Source organism: Bacillus sp. FSL R5-0439 (assembly GCF_038008805.1).
GTDB classification, from domain to species: Bacteria; Bacillota; Bacilli; order Bacillales; family Bacillaceae; genus Bacillus; species Bacillus safensis.
On record NZ_JBBOZW010000001.1, the window covers coordinates 199,355 to 217,925 of the forward strand.

21 protein-coding genes are annotated in these 18,571 nt (G+C 40.3%); 13 read left to right on the plus strand and 8 right to left on the minus strand.

The genetic code is table 11. The features are described 5' to 3' along the window. Window positions 1-13 precede the first annotated feature (13 nt). Window positions 14-439: a DUF4064 domain-containing protein gene (locus NST59_RS01145; protein ID WP_046313615.1), complete on the minus strand. Its 426-nt coding sequence runs from the start codon at window positions 437-439 to the stop codon at window positions 14-16. 189 nt (window positions 440-628) lie between these two features. On the opposite strand from NST59_RS01145, the gene NST59_RS01150 reads away from it, so the two are divergent. The 7 genes from NST59_RS01150 (at window position 629) to NST59_RS01180 (ending at window position 6,201) form a co-directional block, all read left to right on the plus strand. Then, window positions 629-931 carry a DUF2089 family protein gene (locus tag NST59_RS01150; RefSeq protein ID WP_046313618.1) on the plus strand — a complete coding sequence of 101 codons (303 nt, stop codon included), beginning with the start codon at window positions 629-631 and terminating at the stop codon, window positions 929-931. Continuing rightward, complete coding sequence (locus tag NST59_RS01155; protein WP_126682125.1) at window positions 924-1,211, plus strand: hypothetical protein; 288 nt, start codon at window positions 924-926, stop codon at window positions 1,209-1,211. The genes NST59_RS01150 and NST59_RS01155 overlap by 8 nt, the downstream gene beginning before the upstream one ends. A 176-nt stretch (window positions 1,212-1,387) precedes the next feature. Then, complete coding sequence (locus tag NST59_RS01160) at window positions 1,388-2,515, plus strand: DUF418 domain-containing protein (RefSeq protein ID WP_106025756.1); 1,128 nt, start codon at window positions 1,388-1,390, stop codon at window positions 2,513-2,515. A 169-nt stretch (window positions 2,516-2,684) separates the two neighbouring features. Then, entirely contained in the window at window positions 2,685-3,056 is a 372-nt protein-coding gene (locus tag NST59_RS01165) for a GntR family transcriptional regulator (protein ID WP_144490662.1), read from the plus strand. A 5-nt stretch (window positions 3,057-3,061) separates the two neighbouring features. After that, a complete protein-coding gene (locus NST59_RS01170; protein ID WP_144490663.1) occupies window positions 3,062-3,937 on the plus strand; it encodes an ABC transporter ATP-binding protein in 876 nt (291 codons plus the stop codon). Continuing rightward, window positions 3,921-4,526, plus strand: coding sequence for an ABC-2 transporter permease (locus NST59_RS01175; protein WP_058837211.1), 606 nt, complete (start codon window positions 3,921-3,923; stop codon window positions 4,524-4,526). Before NST59_RS01170 ends, NST59_RS01175 begins: the two co-directional genes overlap by 17 nt. Window positions 4,527-4,812: 286 nt before the next feature. Next, the gene (locus NST59_RS01180; RefSeq protein ID WP_039176097.1) at window positions 4,813-6,201 is read left to right on the plus strand and encodes an amino acid permease; all 1,389 of its coding nucleotides are present in this window, start codon (window positions 4,813-4,815) and stop codon (window positions 6,199-6,201) included. 39 nt (window positions 6,202-6,240) lie between these two features. Here NST59_RS01180 and NST59_RS01185 read toward each other — a convergent pair whose 3' ends face one another. The 5 genes from NST59_RS01185 to fabF form a co-directional block, all read right to left on the minus strand. Beyond that, window positions 6,241-7,122 (minus strand): glycerophosphodiester phosphodiesterase, encoded by an 882-nt coding sequence (locus NST59_RS01185; protein WP_327842353.1) that lies wholly within the window; start codon window positions 7,120-7,122, stop codon window positions 6,241-6,243. A 92-nt stretch (window positions 7,123-7,214) separates the two neighbouring features. Beyond that, window positions 7,215-8,549, minus strand: coding sequence for a glycerol-3-phosphate transporter (glpT, locus tag NST59_RS01190; protein WP_041088787.1), 1,335 nt, complete (start codon window positions 8,547-8,549; stop codon window positions 7,215-7,217). A 224-nt stretch (window positions 8,550-8,773) separates the two neighbouring features. Next, entirely contained in the window at window positions 8,774-9,544 is a 771-nt protein-coding gene (locus NST59_RS01195; RefSeq protein WP_039176104.1) for a SurA N-terminal domain-containing protein, read from the minus strand. 152 nt (window positions 9,545-9,696) lie between these two features. Then, entirely contained in the window at window positions 9,697-11,760 is a 2,064-nt protein-coding gene (locus NST59_RS01200; RefSeq protein ID WP_341039694.1) for a thioredoxin domain-containing protein, read from the minus strand. A 142-nt stretch (window positions 11,761-11,902) separates the two neighbouring features. Then, window positions 11,903-13,135, minus strand: a complete 1,233-nt coding sequence (gene fabF, locus NST59_RS01205; RefSeq protein ID WP_144516420.1) for a beta-ketoacyl-ACP synthase II — start codon at window positions 13,133-13,135, stop codon at window positions 11,903-11,905. Window positions 13,136-13,238: 103 nt separating this feature from the next. Here fabF and NST59_RS01210 point away from each other — a divergent pair, with 103 nt between their 5' ends. Beyond that, window positions 13,239-14,075: a helix-turn-helix transcriptional regulator gene (locus tag NST59_RS01210; protein ID WP_059374499.1), complete on the plus strand. Its 837-nt coding sequence runs from the start codon at window positions 13,239-13,241 to the stop codon at window positions 14,073-14,075. Between the two features lie 141 nt (window positions 14,076-14,216). Here the strand turns inward: NST59_RS01210 and NST59_RS01215 are convergent, their stop codons facing one another. Both NST59_RS01215 and NST59_RS01220 read right to left on the minus strand, forming a co-directional pair. Continuing rightward, complete coding sequence (locus tag NST59_RS01215) at window positions 14,217-14,825, minus strand: transglutaminase-like domain-containing protein (RefSeq protein WP_341039699.1); 609 nt, start codon at window positions 14,823-14,825, stop codon at window positions 14,217-14,219. Window positions 14,826-14,865: 40 nt separating this feature from the next. After that, the gene (locus NST59_RS01220; RefSeq protein WP_126682132.1) at window positions 14,866-15,372 is read right to left on the minus strand and encodes a hypothetical protein; all 507 of its coding nucleotides are present in this window, start codon (window positions 15,370-15,372) and stop codon (window positions 14,866-14,868) included. Between the two features lie 186 nt (window positions 15,373-15,558). On the opposite strand from NST59_RS01220, the gene NST59_RS01225 reads away from it, so the two are divergent. The 5 genes from NST59_RS01225 (at window position 15,559) to NST59_RS01245 (ending at window position 18,544) form a co-directional block, all read left to right on the plus strand. Next, window positions 15,559-15,819 (plus strand): metal-sensitive transcriptional regulator, encoded by a 261-nt coding sequence (locus NST59_RS01225; protein ID WP_003217059.1) that lies wholly within the window; start codon window positions 15,559-15,561, stop codon window positions 15,817-15,819. A 124-nt stretch (window positions 15,820-15,943) separates the two neighbouring features. Then, window positions 15,944-16,426: a DsrE/DsrF/DrsH-like family protein gene (locus tag NST59_RS01230; protein WP_041088802.1), complete on the plus strand. Its 483-nt coding sequence runs from the start codon at window positions 15,944-15,946 to the stop codon at window positions 16,424-16,426. A 14-nt stretch (window positions 16,427-16,440) separates the two neighbouring features. Beyond that, window positions 16,441-16,794, plus strand: a complete 354-nt coding sequence (locus tag NST59_RS01235; RefSeq protein ID WP_047204147.1) for a rhodanese-like domain-containing protein — start codon at window positions 16,441-16,443, stop codon at window positions 16,792-16,794. A 46-nt stretch (window positions 16,795-16,840) separates the two neighbouring features. Then, entirely contained in the window at window positions 16,841-17,401 is a 561-nt protein-coding gene (locus tag NST59_RS01240) for a sulfurtransferase TusA family protein (RefSeq protein WP_106025747.1), read from the plus strand. Between the two features lie 15 nt (window positions 17,402-17,416). Then, window positions 17,417-18,544: an MBL fold metallo-hydrolase gene (locus NST59_RS01245; RefSeq protein WP_144490668.1), complete on the plus strand. Its 1,128-nt coding sequence runs from the start codon at window positions 17,417-17,419 to the stop codon at window positions 18,542-18,544. Window positions 18,545-18,571 lie beyond the last annotated feature (27 nt).

An 18,571-nucleotide genomic window follows, 5' to 3' on the forward strand; every position in this document is an offset into this window, starting at 1 on the left:
GACATCCCCTCCTCTAAAGATGGATTTTATTTTTTGTGGCTGAATGATTTTTAGAAATTACAATCATTCCAGCTATTAAATATGCAGCACTGCCAATTAAGCCAGAGAAAACAGTTAATAAGCTACTTGAAATACCTGTTGTGATTAACATAATACCTGCAGCCCGCACATTTCTTTTCATGACTTGTAAAGAAATTGCCCCAACTAAGCTGCTTAGCATAGATAAAATGATCATATATATAGTTCCGTTCGAAAGAATTACAATTATTTGTTCTGGTGTGATACCTGTGATGTTTTCATCTTGTAAGAAGCTTTGAATTAAATTGTTTGTATCCTCACTATTTCTTGTACCTTCATGCAATATAAAACTTCCAATCGATAATAAAATAAATAATGAAATTCCTAAAAAAATAAGTGATTTTTCTAAAGTTTGATTCATAATAGCCTCTATAAATACCAATTTATTGTTTAGTTATCTTAAAAAGACAATATCATGGATCTAGTCCATTTATCCATATATTTTTTAATAAAGTTTAAAATAATTTAATATTGTTAAAAAAATTATTGAAATTATGATCATTTTTATTTAATATATGTTATGCTATTAGCAAAGAGAGGTTGTGGATACATGGAAAAAGATATTCCTACGTGGATTCTAGCTGTAGATGCTGAAGATAGAGAATTTATCAGAAAATTTATTCTCAGTTCAGGCTCTTTAAAACAAATGGCAAAAGATTATGATGTGTCCTATCCTACGGTCAGGACTCGTCTAGACAGAATTATTGAATTAATTCGTTTAAATGACACGTTAGAACAAGAAACATTGATTAAATATGTAAAAAAACTTGCAATTGAAGAGAAAATCAGTTTAGAAGTGGCCAAAGGTATAATAGAAAAATATAAAGCAGAAAGGGGTAAAGATGATGAATGAAATCTTGTACTTTCTTATAATCGTTAGCATTTTTGCTTTGCAGTATTTCTTATCAACACGAAATCATTTGATGTGGGGAGCGTGCATTCCTATTATCTTTTTAGTAGTAATGGGTTGGTTATATTCCACGTATCAGGTAAATCATCATATTGGTTTTATCATATTGCTGTTGGTGGGATTAGCTCTTTTGATCGAAGAATGGAATCGAGGCCGGAGAATGCTTCATCAAAAGAAGAAAAAAGAAATTGAAAAAATGAAATCACAGGATATTGTATTATAAATTTTTAAGTCATTTTATATGGAGATAGCATATTACATATTAATAGAAGATGATGAAACTCCTGTTCAAAATATCTTCAGTAAAATAGCAACTTTATAGGATGATATATCCTTAATTTTAAAAATAAGGTATGATAAATATGCTTTATCTTTATATTGTCCGAAGGAGCTGTCGAGTTGAAGGGATCTAGGGTTGAGTTTATTGATAGTTTACGTGGTTTTAGTTTATTAGGTATTTTGATCGTGAATATGCTTAATTTTCAATATGATTATGATTTTGAGAAAATGTTTGATTCGAGTTTTTGGGGGCAGGAATTCGGTGTATATGTGACGGAAATTTTGTTCCAAGGGTCTTTTTATCCGATTTTTTCCTTTTTGTTTGGGTATTCTTTTATCAAGCTGATTGAATCGACGAAGGCCAAGGGGTTAAATACGAATGCCATTGTCGTTCGCCGTGGTTTTGGTCTGATTGTGCTTGGGATGCTGCATTTAATCTTCATTTGGAGTGGCGACATTCTTCTCTATTATGGAGCTTGTACGTTTTTCCTAATGATGTTTATAAACAGCCGAATCAAAACAGTGTTTATATGGTCGGGTATTTTAGGTGCCTTATCTTTAGTGATTTATCCATCTCTAATGAATTTTATTTACGGAAATCCTGATTTATTAACGAATGTATATGGGACTGGTACATATGGCGATATTGTATTGAGCCGGATTACAATTGAAGATGATATGGTAATCGTCTCCATCATTATGGCAATTGTAACACTTACTATGACACCAATTTTAAGTCTTCTCTATGCTCCTATCATGATCGGTCCATTTGCACTGCTTGGCATGGCGATCGGGAAAAAGGGTCATTTGACAGAAGAAGATCGAGGCATGGCTTATCGTAAAGGCTGGGTTTGGATGATTATCATCGGGCTTGCTTTAAAATGTGCGACGTTTATTGATGCTCCTTGGAGTGAAATGGTGTTGACGTTAGGAGCCTATGTCCTGACGATCGGTTATATTCAAGCGTTTATTGTTTTTTACTATTCAAAGGCTGCACAAGGGTTGAAACGTCTGCTTGCAGGGCTTGGCCGTTTGTCTCTATCAAACTATTTGGCGCAGTCGATTATTTGTACAACGATTTTCTATTCTTATGGACTTGGTCTATTTGGACAATTGGGGTCAATGTTTGGGCTGCTTCTTGCTGTCGGACTGTACACAGCACAGCTGTTCATCAGCTATCTCTATTTGAAAAAATGGAGAAGAGGTCCTGTGGAGTGGCTTATGGGAAAATGGGTATATTGGAAATAAAGCATTTTGTTAAAGAACCGTATGGCTTTTGGGCTGTGCGGTTTTTTATTTTAAAAAAATGAGGAGAACATTTTTTAAAATAGTTGAATATTCTTTTAATGTGTATATAATGTATATATAGTATATATACATTATTTTGTTCTAACTATGTGAAAAAAGAGGTTTTTATATGCAAATTACGATTTCAAACCATTCTAAGGAGCCCATCTATGAGCAAATTACGAATCAAATCAAATCGATGATTTTAATGGGTGAGCTTGCAGAAGGCGCAGCACTGCCGTCTATTCGCAAGCTGGCGAAGGATCTACAAATTAGCGTGATTACAACAAAGCGAGCGTATGAAGAGTTAGAGAAGGCAGGATTTATTTATTCAATTGTAGGCAAGGGATCTTTTGTTGCTGAACAAAACGTAGAAGTGATGAGAGAGAAGAAATTGAAGGTGATCGAGGAACAGCTTGGAGCGGTTGTCACAAACGGGAAAGAATTAGGCTTATCTTTTGATGAATTGCAGCAGTTATTAAAGTTCTTATATGAGGAGTGAGATGAGTGGAGCATGTGATTGAATTCACAGGAGTTTTGAAACGATTCAAGGATTTTTCAGTTCAGAATCTAGATTTACAAGTTAAGAAAGGATTTGTTACAGGGTTTATTGGAGAGAATGGAGCGGGTAAGTCGACCACCATTAAAATGATCATGAATTTGTTAAAACCCGATTCAGGTGACATCAAGGTTTTTGGATTGGATTATCATACTCATGAAAAAGAGATTAAGGAACGAATCGGCTTTGTTTACGATGCTAACGTTTTTTTCCCAGGATTGAATTTAAAGGACATCAAACGAATTGTAGCACCTGCCTATAAACGCTGGGATGACCGGCTTTTTGAGCAATATATTGAGCAGTTTGGTCTGCCGCTGAATAAAGCGATCAAAACATTCTCAAAAGGGATGCAGATGAAGGCGTCGCTTGCGATTGCGCTGTCGCATCATGCAGAGCTGATTATCATGGATGAGCCAACTGCTGGTTTAGATCCGGTTTTTAGAAGAGAGCTGCTCAGCACGTTACAAGAATTGATGATTGATGGAAATCGGACGATCTTTTTCTCGACGCATGTGACGACTGACTTAGACCGGATCGCGGATTATATTGCGTTTATACAAAATGGAAAATTGGTGTTTCAACAGTCGATTCATGAAGTGGCAGAAAGTTATGCGCTTGTGAAAGGAAGCCTGGAGTTATTGGATCGAGACACAGAAAAGGCCTTTGTCCATATCATGCGTACAGCAGCCGGATTTGAAGCATTAACCGATCGGATTGATGAAGTGAAACTCATTTTTGGGGATGCTGTTGTGATTGAACCGGCGTCGCTTGAGGATATCATGTTTTATTTGAAAGGCGGGGTTGCGCATGTTTCATTTAATTAAGCGTGATGTGATTTTGCAAAAGAAGCAGTTACTTATTTTTATTCCGTTTATCTTATTTTTTATTTTCATGGATGTCCATCCAGTATTGACGTTTCTAGTTGCTAGTGTCTTCATTCCATTTAACACATATGCGTATGATGAAAAGGCAGAAACGAATATTCTATTAAACTCCTTACCTTATACACGTAAAGAAATTATCGCATCACGTTATCTTGGCGCCATTTTCTATATGAGTATTGCGATCGTGCTGACAAGTGCTGCATTATTTGTGTTTGGGAAGCTGTTTTCGCTGTCAGATATTGCGATTGGCAGCGGGTTGTTTTTATTGTTCGCGGCGTGTACTTTTCCATTGTTTTATATCTTAAAGCCCGGTTATATCACAACGGCAGTGATTATTGGCTTTATCGTATTATCTGCTATGGGACCACCTGTTGTTCTCTATTTAGCAGAGCAATTCAGTGGGATCACTGATTTTATTATGAATTTATCGATCCCTATTTTATATACGGGGTCAGCTGTGCTGATTATGCTTTTCTACCTGCTGTCTTGGGGGCTTTCTACTGCGATTTACCAGAGGAAAGTGTTTTAGGAAAGCAATTGCCGATGTTCCTATAAATTTACAGTTTGAGCTTAGAAGACCGTGTGAGCGGTCTTTTTTTGAAGATTTTTCTGGTTATTGATTATATCAATATAAAATAATTTGAACTTACTTTTATGTCAGAATATTTTGTTAATAGTGTTTTCCTCAAAAAAACAATTGTTTTTTAAGGGTAGATTTATTATGATAATATACATCGAAAGATTGATGTTTCTCAATCAGAATGAAAATTCTGATTTTTATTTTTTATGTTGTTTGTTGATGAGGGGGAAGAAAAGTGGCTCAAAAGGAATTAAAGAGAGGGTTAAGTGCCCGCCATATTCAAATGATCGCTCTTGGCGGCACAATCGGTGTTGGCTTATTTATGGGGTCAGCGAAGGCCATTCAATGGACAGGTCCATCGGTTCTTCTAGCGTACGCAGTGTGTGGTATTTTTATCTTTTTTATTATGCGAGCGATGGGAGAAATGTTATATCTTGAGCCGAGTACAGGGTCGTTTGCTACATTCGGGCATCAATATATTCATCCGCTTGCAGGGTATATGACGGCTTGGAGTAACTGGTTCCAGTGGGTCATTGTCGGAATGTCTGAAATTATTGCTGTTGGGGCTTATATGAAATATTGGTTCCCAGAGCTGCCTGCGTGGATTCCAGGGTTAATTGCGATGATCATTTTAGGAGCGGCCAACTTGATTTCGGTTAAGTCGTTCGGTGAATTTGAATTTTGGTTTGCGATGATCAAAATTGTGACGATTATCTTGATGATTGTTGCAGGTCTAGGCATTATTTTCTTCGGATTTGGAAATGGCGGGACGCCTATTGGCTTGTCTAATCTGTGGGCGCACGGCGGGTTCTTTACAGGTGGATTTACCGGATTCTTGTTTGCATTGTCGCTCGTCATTGCTGCCTATCAGGGTGTTGAGCTGATTGGGATTACAGCAGGTGAAGCACAAAATCCAGAAAAGACGCTGACAAATGCCATCAAAAGTATCATCTGGCGTATTTTGATTTTCTATATCGGTGCGATCTTTGTCATTGTGACTGTGTATCCATGGGATCAGCTGAATACGCTTGGCAGTCCATTTGTGGCGACGTTTGCGAAGATCGGAATTACAGCAGCGGCAGGTATTATTAACTTTGTTGTGATTACAGCAGCGATGTCAGGCTGTAATAGTGGTATTTTCAGTGCGGGCCGTATGCTTTATACATTAGGTGTAAATGGTCAGGCGCCTGCTTTCTTTACAAAAATTTCGAAAAATGGTGTACCGTATTTTGGGACATTCGCTGTGCTGATTGGTCTAGCGATAGGAGTTGTTCTGAATTATGTTTCTCCGCCAAACATTTTCGTCTATGTGTATAGTGCGAGTGTTCTTCCTGGGATGGTGCCTTGGTTTGTCATTTTGATTAGTCATATTGGCTTCAGAAAGGCGAAGGGAGCAGCGCTTGATCAGCATCCGTTCAAGATGCCGCTAGCACCGTTTTCTAACTATCTTACAATCGGATTCTTAGTAATGGTACTTGTGTTTATGCTCATTAATCAGGATACGCGTATTTCTCTTATTGTAGCAATTGGGTTCTTGATTTTAGTGGCGCTTAGCTTTTTTGTATTTGGAATTGGGAAACGGAAACCGATTGAAACAGCTTCTTCTGATCAAACGGTGAAATAATCAAAAGCCTTGCGGAGTGGACCGCGAGGCTTTTGTCGTTTACAGAGAAGCTTTGACACGCTGAAAGACATCTGGATAGTTGGTGAAAAGACCGGTGACGCCGTATTGCAGAAGACGTGTCATGTCTGCTTCGCTGTTGACCGTATATGGATGAAGGAGCAGTCCGTGGCTTCTGACCTGCTGGACGTTTTCAGGTGTTAAAGCTCTAAAATTCGGTCCGACTCCCACGGCGTACGTTTTAATAAAGTCGAGCTGATCGTCTGTGATGGATGTCATTTGGGCTCTGTCTAATAGCTGTACTTTTGGAAGGCGTGGAGCTAATTTCTGCAGCTTTAGCAGGCTGTCTTGACTAAAGGATTGTATGATAACCTGCCCTTTTCTTGTGTGTTTCCCAAGAAGATGATGTTTCTTTAAGGCGGCCAATAGTTTTTCTTCCATTTGCGGATAAAGGTCTGGTTTTTTTGTTTCAATATAATAATTCTCTCGTTTTCCGAAATAGCGCAACACCTCATCTAATGTAAGGATTCTCTGTCCGATATAGTGGGCATTTTGTCTGTCGGGATTGGCTTCGTTAAACCATGTGCCCGCATCAAGCCGTTTGATTTCGGCAAGTGTGAGGTCTTTGACCCACCCTGTTCCGTTTGTGGTCCGGTCAACGGTTTCGTCGTGCATCACGATGAGATGTCCATCCTTTGTCATTTGAAGATCGAGTTCGAGGTAATCAGCATTCATCTTTGTGGCCAGCTTGTAGGAAGCCAGGGTATGCTCTGGTGCATACCCTGATGCTCCGCGGTGTGCAACGGTTAGGATACGATCTGGAGATAAAAGATGTTCATGAGCCGATATGGTGGCCGGCACCCACGCAAAAGACAGTAAAGCAAAAGAGAGCAACACGAAAGCAAGTAATCTACTTTTCTTCATATTTTAACCTCCTTTTACGGTAACTGCCTTCATCATAAGAAATAGATGTAAAGAGCATGTTGGGCGGATATGAATCTTTTATGTGATTTTCATTAAGCTTGCTCTACGCGTTTTCCTGTATTCCATGTCATCGCAAGGAAAACAATCGCAAGCACACAAGAACCAACCAGTAAAATGAAGCCTCCTGTCCAGTCATAGTGATCAACGACGACACCCATCATGGCATTGGCAAATGCAGAGCCGCCAATGTAGCCGAAGAAGCCTGTCAGTCCGGCAGCAGTGCCAGCTGCTTTTTTCGGAGCGAGATCAATGGCTTGAAGTCCAATGAGCATAACAGGTCCGTAAATCAAAAAGCCGATGCTGATGAGGGCAATGTTATCGACCATTGGATTGCCAGCAGGATTTAGCCAGTAAACGAGAACGGCAATTAACACCCCGACCATAAAGATGACGCCAGCTGGTGCGCGGCGGCTTCTAAAGAAGCGGTCACTAATCCATCCGCACAATAATGTACCGGGGATGCCTGCATATTCATAAAGAAAATAAGACCAGCGTGAATGCTCTGGTGAAAAGCCCTTCGCTTCTGTTAAGTAGGTCGGCGCCCAGTCAACAACACCGTAACGGACGAAGTACACAAACACGTTGGCAATGGCGATATACCATAGGAATTTATTGTTGAGTACATATTTAAATAAAATCTCTTTCACTGTTAATTCTTTTTCTTGATCCTCATATTTTTGTGCCGGATAGTCATTTCGATATTCCTCGATTGGCGGAAGACCAGTGGATTGCGGGGTATCCCGTACGAGAAGAATGATCACGAAGGAGACGATAATGGCAATGATGGCAGGGAAGAAAAAGATACTTTTCCACGTCGCAAACAGCACAATTCCTAATGTGATAAGCGGTGCAAGAATCCCCCCGCCGATATTGTGAGCGACATTCCAAATGGACATTTTCGTACCACGTTCACTAACCGAAAACCAGTGTGCCATCGTACGTCCGCATGGCGGCCACCCCATGCCTTGAAACCAGCCATTTAAGAACATGAACAAAAACATGATCCATACACTGGATGTGACCCACGGAAATGAGACAAATAGGATATTGATAAGAGCTGATAAAAAGAGTCCGGCAGCTAAAAAGTATCTGGGGTTACAGCGGTCTGAGATCATCCCCATGATGAATTTACTAAAGCCATAAGCAATGGATACGGCTGCGAGTACAAAGCCTAATTCACTTTTCGTGAACCCCTCTTCCTGTAGATATGGAATGGCAAAAGCGAAATTTTTGCGCAGCAAATAGTAGCCCGCATACCCGATAAAGATGCCTAGAAAGACTTGCAGCCGCAGCCGCTTATAGGTCTCGTCTGTTTTGGCATCATCAAGCCTGTCGATATGCGGAGCAGGTTTAAACCATTTGAACATAAAGATCCTCCTTTTGTAGATGTCCGATTGACTGAAGCAAAAGTACGAGAATGGCTTTTGATCCTGTACCTTTTCAGAGACAAAAGAATTGTTAGCGCTTTCTTTTGTACTCCCATCATATCGGATGAAAGAGACGTTTATGATGAGGCTTTTGTCATAAATTTGGAAAAATGGTTCGTGAAGTAACAAAAAAATCCGCACAATGGCGGATTTTTTCTTAGATGTTACAGAGACACATTAATTTTCGCAGATTTCTTTAGCTTTTCAATTTCTTTTTGTACTTCTTTCTGCTTTTCTTGAGATTCTAGCTGTTTTTTAATTTGTGATTTAACCTCTTTGTATTCTGGTGCTTTTTGCTTTTGTTTTTTCATTTGGTCTGCGTATTGGTCATAGTACGCTTTGACGTCTTTCTCAGAGACGGAGGCTGATTTGATTTCTTTGTCGACATATTGGCTGTACTTGATGCTGTCGGCAATGTCGCTTTTCAGCTGATCCAATGTAAGTCCGCTCTTTTTCAGTGCTTCTTCGAATTGAGCGTTGTCTTTAAACTGTTTCTTTTCTTCCTTTAGCTGCTTATCTACTTCTTTGTCAGAGGCTTTGAAGCCCTTCTTCTCAGCATCTTGCAGGATGAGCTCTTGGCCTACGAGCGCATCAATGGTTTGTTTCTTGACTGCTTTCTCGCCTTCTTTAGAAGTTGGGTCTTGCCCGGACTGCTGAAGCTGGCCTTGGATAGTAGATAAGGCGCTATTGTATTCACTGCCTGTGATTTTGTCTTTGTTGACGGTCGCAACGACCTTTTGATCATCGATTTTTTGTGCGTCTAATTTCTTTTGCATTTCTTCCATTTGCTTTTGCTGTTCTTTTTGATCAGCCTGTGTTGTTTCCTTGTTTTTGGCTGCATCGTTTTGCTTATCTTGTTTGGCATCGTTTGACGAGCAGGCTGCAAGTCCAACAGATAACAAACAAGCGATGAGTGTGTATGATACCTTTTTCATCATTTTCTCTCCCTTCGGTATGAGAACGTCTAGTGCGCATTCTAACCGTTTTTTAGGAAAAATAAAACCGTACAGACGATTTGTTAGCGGATTGACATGTTTTTTATCTGTTTGTCCTCATTTTGTCTTCTCATAGTCATCATATGACAAACTTAATCGTGGAATAACTGTTCCATCAATTCGTCGATATTGGTGATTGGCTGGCGGCAGCTGTAGTTTTCACAAATATACACGGTGGTGCTGCCGTCGATTGTTTTGTAATCTTTTGTAAAGGGCGCGAGCTTCGCTAATTCTTTCCCTGTTTCGGCAGTCAATATGATATCAAATGGCACGAAGCGTTTTTGAAGCGCCTGTAAAAGCTGTTCTTTTTGAGGGTCGCCGTTTTTCCCAAGAATGATGATTTCTCTTTTTGCCGCATATTGACTCAAGAGACCTTGCAGAAACGCTGTGTGTCCGCTTGGGTAGGAAGAGACATCGACATAAAAGGCTTTGAACATCTGTTCTAATGTTTTCAGCCAGTCTTGACGTCCAGTCATTCTGCTTAGCTTCAGAAGCTGGTGGAGTGCGGTGCTGTTACCAGAAGGCATGGCACCGTCGTACACTTCTTTTTCTCGAACGAGGAGCGCTTCCGCATCTGAACCTGAGAAGAAAAAGCCCCCTTTTCCCTTGTCCCAAAACAGCTCAAACATGTTCTCGGCAATGGCTTTGGCTTTTTCCAGCCAATCTAATTCAAAAGTCGCTTCGTATAAAGACATATACGCTTTTAGCATATGCGCATAATCCTCGATAAAGCCGAGATGCTTCACGTCACCTTCTCTGTAGCGGACCATAAGCCGCTCATGTTGAACAAGATGTGTTTCTAGAAAAGACATCGCCTGCTGCGCCATAAGAATCGCTTCCTCTGAATCAAAGACACTTCCTGCTTTGGCGAGAGCCGCGATTATCAGCGCATTCCAAGATGTGAGCACTTTGTCATCTACAAGCGGCGCAGGTCGCTGCTGTCTGACTGATTGTAAAATGTGTCGGGCTTCTTGCAGCTTGGAATGAAGTGTATGGTCATCAATTGAAAAAGAGGTTTTGATGTCCTCAAAAGAGGTGGAAATGGTATGAGGGATGTTTTCCCCTTCAAAATTCCCCTCTTCTGTGATGTGATAGACTTCGCAAAATAAAGCGCCAAGTTCCTCTCCTAAATGGGTGATGATCTCATCCTTTGACCAGACGTAATATTGTCCTTCTTTCCCTTCGGAATCTGCGTCTATCGCTGAATGAAAGGAGCCGCCTGGATTCATCATATCTTGTTTAATAAATTGAATCAGACGTCGGACAAGCTTTTCATACTCAGGTTTTGAGGTGAGCTGATACGCTTCTGTGTAAGCTTCCAGCAGCAAGGCGTTATCATACAGCATCTTTTCAAAATGAGGCACCAGCCATTTTTCATCCGTCGAATAACGAGAAAAGCCCGACCCAATATGGTCGTATATACCGCCATTTGCCATCCCATCTAACGTTTTCGTGACCGCATATAGCGCATTCTCCTGCCCCGTCCATTCGTAATAGCGCATCAGAAATGAGAGCATATGAGGTGCAGGAAATTTCGGGGCGGAGGCGAATCCGCCATACAGTGTATCAAAGCTGTTTATGAGCTGATAATAGGCTTTGTGAATTGCCTCTTGAGACAGCGTATTTTCTGTCTGCCCTGCTGCTTTAATCCGCAGATTATTTGTCGCTTTCTCTGCCAATGATTCAATATGATCTCGGTCGTTATGGTACGCATCCAGCAATTGTGTGAGTGCCTCGATGAAGCCAGGACGTCCGTATGCGCTTCTTTTTGGAAAATATGTCCCCGCATAAAAAGGCTTTTGATCCGGCGTGACAAACACATTCAACGGCCAGCCGCCTTGCCCCGTCATCATCTGACAAACCGACATATACATAGAGTCGATATCTGGACGCTCCTCACGATCGACTTTGATTGAAATAAAATGCTCATTTAAGATGTCAGCGACTTGTTGATCTTCAAAGCTTTCGTGTGCCATGACGTGGCACCAATGGCAAGTGGCGTAGCCAATGCTGACAAGCACAGGTTTATTTTCACGTTTGGCTTTATCGAACGCTTCTTGCCCCCACGGGTACCAGTGTACTGGGTTGTGAGCGTGCTGAAGGAGATACGGTGATTTTTCATGGATGAGCGGGTTGGGTGTTTGGTTGTTTGGCATGGAATCACCTTCCTTTCTAAATGTTTTTTAGTATTCTCTTTTCTCTATTTAATATATCAGATTGCTGTTGCCCGTCATCATTTGTCTGTGAGGTATTCCCAAAATGAAAAAAATCAAGGGCTATAAACCCTTGATAGCTACATCAATCGTAATGCTTTAACAAGATGGCTGAATTATGTCCTCCAAAACCAAAAGAATTGGATAGCCCATATTTCAATGAAAGCTCTCTCGCTTCTAATACAACATCTAAGTTGCAGTCTGGATCTTGATTCTCTACATTAATAGTTGGCGGAATCATTCCTCGTCTCAAACTTTCCACTAAAGCAATGGCTTCTACTCCGCCGGCAGCACCAAACATGTGCCCAGTCATTGACTTGTTTGCCGTTGTTGGAATTTCACCTGAACGATCACCAAATAATTTTTTAATCGCTAGAACTTCTGAACGATCACCTACTTGTGTACTTGTTGCATGAGCACTAATAACATCAATTTCATCTGTTGATATGTTTGCACTTCTCAATGCTTTTTTCATGGCTAAGTAGGCACCCTTACCTTCTGGGTGTGATGCTACCATATGATGAGCATCTGAACTAGCTCCGTATCCCACTACTTCACATAATATCGGTGCATCTCTAAGAATCGCGTTTTCTAATGATTCTAATACTAAGATACCTGCGCCTTCACTCATCACAAAACCATCTCTATCTGTATCGAATGGACGGCTGGCTAGGCTTGGCTCTTGGTTTCTAGTAGATAGTGCATGTGCGTTTCCAAAACTGGCCAAAGATATTTGTGAGATGGCAGCTTCTGCTCCACCGGCAAATATAATATCTGCATCATCATTTCGGATCGCATTGAAAGCTTCACCAATAGAGGTGTTCCCAATAGAACAAGCTGTGACTGGTGACAATGATGGCCCTTGTGCCCCTAATCTTATGCTGATTTGGGCCGCAGCCGCATTTGAAATCATCATGGGGACAAGGCTGGGGCTTACTCTTGAGGGGCCTCGTTTATCTAATACATTCACTTGATCAACAAGCGATTGGATTCCCCCGATTCCTGAACCAACATATACGCCTAAACGTTCAAGATCAACTTGATCTAACTGTAATTGTGAATTTTCTAATGCTTGTTCGGCTGCTGCTAAGGCAAACTGACTAAAACGATCTAATCGTTTTGCTTCTTTTCTTCCCAATATTTTATCTGCATCGAAATCACGAACGATTCCAGCTATTTTTGTTTTATAATCAGTTGTATCAAAAGAATCAATGAAAGATATTCCCGATTGTCCTTTTATTAGTTGATTCCAAAAGCTATTCACATCATTTCCCAGTGGAGAAATAACTCCCATTCCAGTAATGACAACTCTTTTCATGATCATTCCCTCCTTGTTTTTATTAACTTTAGCCATTGTGTTATCCTATTACAAGTTGTTGTTTATCCTAGTATAATTAATAATATTTTAAAGGGAGATCTTCATGAAACCTGAAACTAGACTTCAAGCTTTATCAGAATTTCTAAAGAATCAACGTTCGAAAATCACTCCTCAAATGGTTGGTTTACCTGTAGGAACCCGCAGAAGAACACCAGGACTAAGAAGAGAAGAAGTGGCTCAACTAGCCGGTGTGAGTCTTACTTGGTATACATGGTTAGAGCAAGGCAGAGATATAAAAGTATCTACTTCGGTATTAGATGCGATTTCTCGAGCATTACAATTAAATAACGATGAAAGGAGATATTTGTACGCTTTAGCGTTAGAGGAAGGAGTGAAACAATCCTTTATCATTGAGAATGAGAAGGAAATCAGTCCGGCTTTAGTGAAAATGTTGCAGGAGCTTCGTTATTGCCCAACGATTATATCTGATAGAAGAAGTCAAATTGTTGGGTGGAATCAAGCAGCAGCTAATGTATTTTTGGACTTTGAACAAATCATCCCGTCAGAAAGGAATATCATACGCTTACTATTCGCAAGAAAGGAATTTAAAAGTCTAGCCGTGAATTGGGAGCATTTTGTTAGAGGATATATTGCCATATTTAGAACGTATTATGGACAGTATGTAGCTGATGACTGGTATGAGCAATTTATAGAAGAAATGGAGCAGGCATATCCTGAGTTTCGTAAAATTTGGAATGAAAATGAGATCAGCTATGCGCCTGAAGTATTAATTGAATTTCGTCATGCTAAGGCAGGTAAAATGTTGTTTAACCTCACTTCATTACAAGTGTATGGGGATACTGATTTAAGATGCAGTGTCTATACTCCAGTTGAGGATACTGATACGGAGCTTAAGTTGAAACGTTTAATTGAAGGCTAGGTTTCATTTGGATGAAGTTATTATGGCCATTAAATATAAAATAGATCCTATGCCGTCAGCGACAAGTGGGCATAACCGATGCTGATAAGCACTGGTTTATTTTCACGTTTGGCTTTGTCGAAGTCTATTTGCCCCCCAAGCCTATAACGTTTCTGGTAAATGGTGTTTATACATCTCAATAGCATCTGTATGTTCTTTTAAAACGCTCATTGTTTTTGGATGTGGTTTAACATATATCAAAGGATAGTCGACTTCATCTAATTCTTGTTGAGTATGAAAAGCTAATCTTTCATGATCAAGTGAGAATTGAGCATCAATTCCTGTTTTGTTGCCGCGAGAGTCTAATCGAATCCATTTATTAAGTGAATGAAAAAATACAGCATTTAATGCGTGAATACAATATCCTTTATCTGGCGTATCGAACAACATTAACCGCTGGTAACAGAAACCTGTGGGTATTTCTTGTGAGCGCAATAGAGCAGCTAATAGGTTGGACTTTGCATAGCAAATTCCCTCTTTATAAGTTAATACCTCAGATGCATGACAAGTCACTCGTTTGGATTGGATATCCCATGTATGGGGAATTTCATCTCGAACAAACTCAGAGGCTGCTTTTGCTTTTTCTATTTCTGTCTGCAAAGGGTTGAAAAGTTCATTTGATTTTGCTCGAATAAGAGGATGAGAATAATCAACTTCAGCTAGTTCACATAAATAATCATCAAAATTTTTAGATTCACATGTCAAGTTCATGATAGTGTCTCCTTTTCTCTATACTTTTACCGCAGGAGGTCTATTTCTTCACCAACACATATTGTAAGTTTTCTAACTCAAACATATCAATCAGTTCATTGATGTCTTTAAAATAGATATGTTTTCCAAACCGTTTTTTGCTTAGGTCAATTTCTACATCCAATTGATCATCCTTTTCTTTCGTTTCGAGTTCATTTAGACAAGAATAGATTTCGATGGTTTCTCCTTTTGAAAGCTCTTTTTCAATGAATTTAAAAAGTGCACGAAGAGAATGAATGATGTCCAATTCATAAACAAAAGGATGTGTGAATTTGTTTCTTACCGTTTCATAGAAAGGATCTAAATAATCAATGTGAATGCCTTCGAAATCCTCTTCTGTTTCGAATACTTCTATTAAAGGATCTTCTTTTTGATAGGTTTTGTGCTTTTTTTGTTTTTGATCAAACAATTTGATATTGAGTTCAGAGAGTGGTTTATAGGTAGGATTTTGACCAATGGTCCCAAGCGGCAGTTCTTTGTTTGATCCAATATAATGCTGTAAAGTCATAGGTTGCCCTCTTTTCTTTCAATGATTTCTCGTTCGTTGATTATTTTCTTTTTATCAATAAATGGTGGAATGTGCAATTATTTTCACATACGTTCTCTACAAAAGAGAAGGACAAGTCGTTTGACTAAATACCTCTTAGGGTATACTATCTGTTCATAGGAATTCAATAGAAAGGGGTACTTGCGAATGGAATATAATCAGCAGATGAAGAATCGTCTTCGCCGGATTGAGGGGCAGATTAAAGGGGTTCTTGCGATGATGGAGCAGGGAAAGGATTGCCGCGAGGTGGTGACGCAGCTGTCTGCATCACGCAATGCCATTGATCGTGCAATGGGTGTGATTGTGAGTACAAATCTTGAACAATGTGTCCGTGAAAGTCTTGAACAAGGCAAGGATACGGAGGGTCTTGTGAAAGAAGCGGTTGAGCTATTGGTGAAAAGCCGGTAAGAAATTCATCAGCCTTTGGAGGTTGACGGATTTTTTTACTTGTTATAATATACCCTTACCGGTATATGTATATATTTTTTATTTTATATATACCCCCAAGGGTAATTGAAAAAGGAGGAGCAGAATGGAAGAACAGAAAAAACGCACGACGATTGTGCTATTTAGTGGAGACTATGATAAAGCGATGGCGGCTTATATTATCGCCAATGGTGCAGCGGCCTATGATCATGAGGTGACGATTTTTCATACGTTTTGGGGGCTGAATGCCTTGCGCAAGGATGAGATGGTGCCAATGAAAAAAGGTTTTTTAGAAAAAATGTTTGGCAAGATGATGCCGCGCGGGGCTGATCGAATGGGCATTTCAAAGATGAATTTTGCTGGAATGGGCCCAAAGATGATTAAGCACGTGATCAAAAAGCACAATGCCATGACTTTGCCGCAGCTTATTGATATGGCGAAGGAACAGGAGATTAACCTCGTGGCATGTACAATGACGATGGACCTTTTAGGATTGCAGGAGAAAGAATTATTAGATGATATTCAATATGCTGGTGTGGCGGCGTATTTAGCAGAGGCTGAAATTGGGAATGTGAATTTATTTATCTAGTGAGGTGTTAACAAATGATTCAAACACTTTTGATCATCATTGTCATTGGTTTGCTGGTGAGCCGTTTTCTTCCTGTAAAGGGTGTAAAACAAATGGATGCAGCCGATATGAAACCTCAATTGCGTAGGCAGCATCAACAACTGATTGACGTTCGGTCTCCTGTAGAATTTCAAACAAACCATATTAAAGGATTTCGCAACATCCCATTACCTCAGCTAAAAGAACGAGCAAATCAGCTTGCGAAAGACAAAGAGGTCTATGTGATATGCCAAAGCGGGATGAGAAGTATGCAGGCAGCTAAAATATTGAAGAAGCAAGGATTTACACAAATTACGAATATCAAGGGTGGCATGAATGCTTGGCATTAAGTATGTATAAAATATACCCCCACCCCTATATGAAGGAGGACATCACGTGCAGCAACCAACTGTCATTTTAGATGCAAAAGGATTGGCATGTCCGATGCCGATTGTGAAAACAAAAAAACAAATGAATGAGCTATTACCAGGAGACGTGCTTGAGGTGCAAGCTACCGATAAAGGATCAGCAGCGGATCTAGCGGCATGGTCAAAGAGTGCCGGCCACGAATTTTTAGGAACAAAAGTAGAAGGACAGGTGCTTCATCATTTGATACGTAAAGGTGGAGTGCAAGAGAAAGAAGGGGAGTCAATGATTTCGGAAATGCCTTTGAATACGTTCCAACAGAAGGTAAAAGAAGATCAATCTTTGTTTATTTTAGATGTACGAGAACTGGATGAATACGAGGCGGGGCATATTCCAGGAGCTGTTCACATCCCTCTTGGAGAAGTCGAACACCGTGCAGAAGAATTGAGCCAGGATACGCTTATTTACCTCATCTGTCATTCAGGCAGAAGAAGTGAATTAGCCGCGCAAAAGTTAAAAGAAAAAGGATTTCAACAATTAGTGAATATAGTGCCAGGCATGAACAGCTGGACAGGAGAGATTGAAAAATAGGAGCTGAATAAAACGATGTCTGTAAAAGAAATGACAGCAGAACAGTTAACAAAAAAGATTATCAACAAAGAGCCCATCTTTTTGTTAGATGTACGAAACGAATCAGATGTACAGGACTGGAAGATTGAAGGAAAAGCCGTTGATTATATCAATGTGCCTTACTTTGAGCTTCTTGATGGCGTAGAGGATATGGTCGAGAAAGTACCAACAGACCGAGAAGTGCTCGTTGTGTGTGCCAAAGAGGGCTCCTCTATTATGGTGGCGGAGATGCTGTCAGAGGCGGGCAGAACGGTCAGTTATTTACAAGGTGGTATGAAGGCATGGAGTGAGCATGTCGAGCCAGTGAAGATTGGTGATTTAAGCGGCGGTGGAGAGCTGTATCAATTTGTACGGATGGGCAAAGGGTGTCTGTCCTATATGATCATGTCCAATGGAGAAGCTGCGGTTGTGGATGCTGCTCGAATGACGGAGGTCTATATCGATTTTGCGAAAAAGCATGATGTTTCGGTGGCGCATGTGCTGGATACTCACCTTCATGCGGATCATATTTCTGGTGGGAAAAAACTAGCTGATCAGACAGGAGCTGCTTACTGGCTGCCACCAAAAGATGCAGAAGAGGTAACCTTTGAGTACAAACATCTTGAAGAAGGACAGCGGATAACGATTGGAACAGCTTCCATCGACATTCAACCCATTTATTCCCCGGGACATACGATCGGCTCAACATCTTTTATCGTAGACAATCAATTTCTTCTTTCAGGTGATATTTTGTTCGTTGATTCCATCGGAAGACCTGATCTCGCTGGACTGGCGGAGGACTGGGTAGGTGATTTGAGAGAAACACTTTATGACCGATATATGGCGCTTTCGAAAGAATTAATTGTTTTACCTGCGCATTTCATGGTCATGGAAGAAGTGAATGAAGACGGAAGCGTTTGGAAGGAACTTGGCGTTCTATTTGAAGAAAATCATGGACTGAACATTGAAGATGAAGATGTATTTAGACAAATGGTCACGAAGAATCTTCCTGCACAGCCAAACGCCTATCAAGACATCCGGTATACCAACATGGGGAAATTGACTCCAGACGATGAAGAGCAGCGGGAAATGGAAATTGGTCCAAACCGTTGTGCGATTCGGTAATGTTCAATAAAATAAGAAAAGAGGAAC

Excerpts from the sequence above, each read along its gene's own strand:
- NST59_RS01145 (WP_046313615.1), bottom strand. The coding sequence starts at position 439 with ATGAATCAAACTTTAGAAAAATCACTTATTTTTTTAGGAATTTCATTA.
- NST59_RS01150 (WP_046313618.1), top strand. The coding sequence starts at position 629 with ATGGAAAAAGATATTCCTACGTGGATTCTAGCTGTAGATGCTGAAGAT.
- NST59_RS01155 (WP_126682125.1), top strand. The coding sequence starts at position 924 with ATGAATGAAATCTTGTACTTTCTTATAATCGTTAGCATTTTTGCTTTG.
- NST59_RS01165 (WP_144490662.1), top strand. The coding sequence starts at position 2,685 with ATGCAAATTACGATTTCAAACCATTCTAAGGAGCCCATCTATGAGCAA.
- NST59_RS01175 (WP_058837211.1), top strand. The coding sequence starts at position 3,921 with ATGTTTCATTTAATTAAGCGTGATGTGATTTTGCAAAAGAAGCAGTTA.
- NST59_RS01185 (WP_327842353.1), bottom strand. The coding sequence starts at position 7,122 with ATGAAGAAAAGTAGATTACTTGCTTTCGTGTTGCTCTCTTTTGCTTTA.
- glpT (WP_041088787.1), bottom strand. The coding sequence starts at position 8,549 with ATGTTCAAATGGTTTAAACCTGCTCCGCATATCGACAGGCTTGATGAT.
- NST59_RS01195 (WP_039176104.1), bottom strand. The coding sequence starts at position 9,544 with ATGAAAAAGGTATCATACACACTCATCGCTTGTTTGTTATCTGTTGGA.
- NST59_RS01200 (WP_341039694.1), bottom strand. The coding sequence starts at position 11,760 with ATGCCAAACAACCAAACACCCAACCCGCTCATCCATGAAAAATCACCG.
- fabF (WP_144516420.1), bottom strand. The coding sequence starts at position 13,135 with ATGAAAAGAGTTGTCATTACTGGAATGGGAGTTATTTCTCCACTGGGA.
- NST59_RS01210 (WP_059374499.1), top strand. The coding sequence starts at position 13,239 with ATGAAACCTGAAACTAGACTTCAAGCTTTATCAGAATTTCTAAAGAAT.
- NST59_RS01215 (WP_341039699.1), bottom strand. The coding sequence starts at position 14,825 with ATGAACTTGACATGTGAATCTAAAAATTTTGATGATTATTTATGTGAA.
- NST59_RS01220 (WP_126682132.1), bottom strand. The coding sequence starts at position 15,372 with ATGACTTTACAGCATTATATTGGATCAAACAAAGAACTGCCGCTTGGG.
- NST59_RS01225 (WP_003217059.1), top strand. The coding sequence starts at position 15,559 with ATGGAATATAATCAGCAGATGAAGAATCGTCTTCGCCGGATTGAGGGG.
- NST59_RS01230 (WP_041088802.1), top strand. The coding sequence starts at position 15,944 with ATGGAAGAACAGAAAAAACGCACGACGATTGTGCTATTTAGTGGAGAC.
- NST59_RS01235 (WP_047204147.1), top strand. The coding sequence starts at position 16,441 with ATGATTCAAACACTTTTGATCATCATTGTCATTGGTTTGCTGGTGAGC.
- NST59_RS01245 (WP_144490668.1), top strand. The coding sequence starts at position 17,417 with ATGTCTGTAAAAGAAATGACAGCAGAACAGTTAACAAAAAAGATTATC.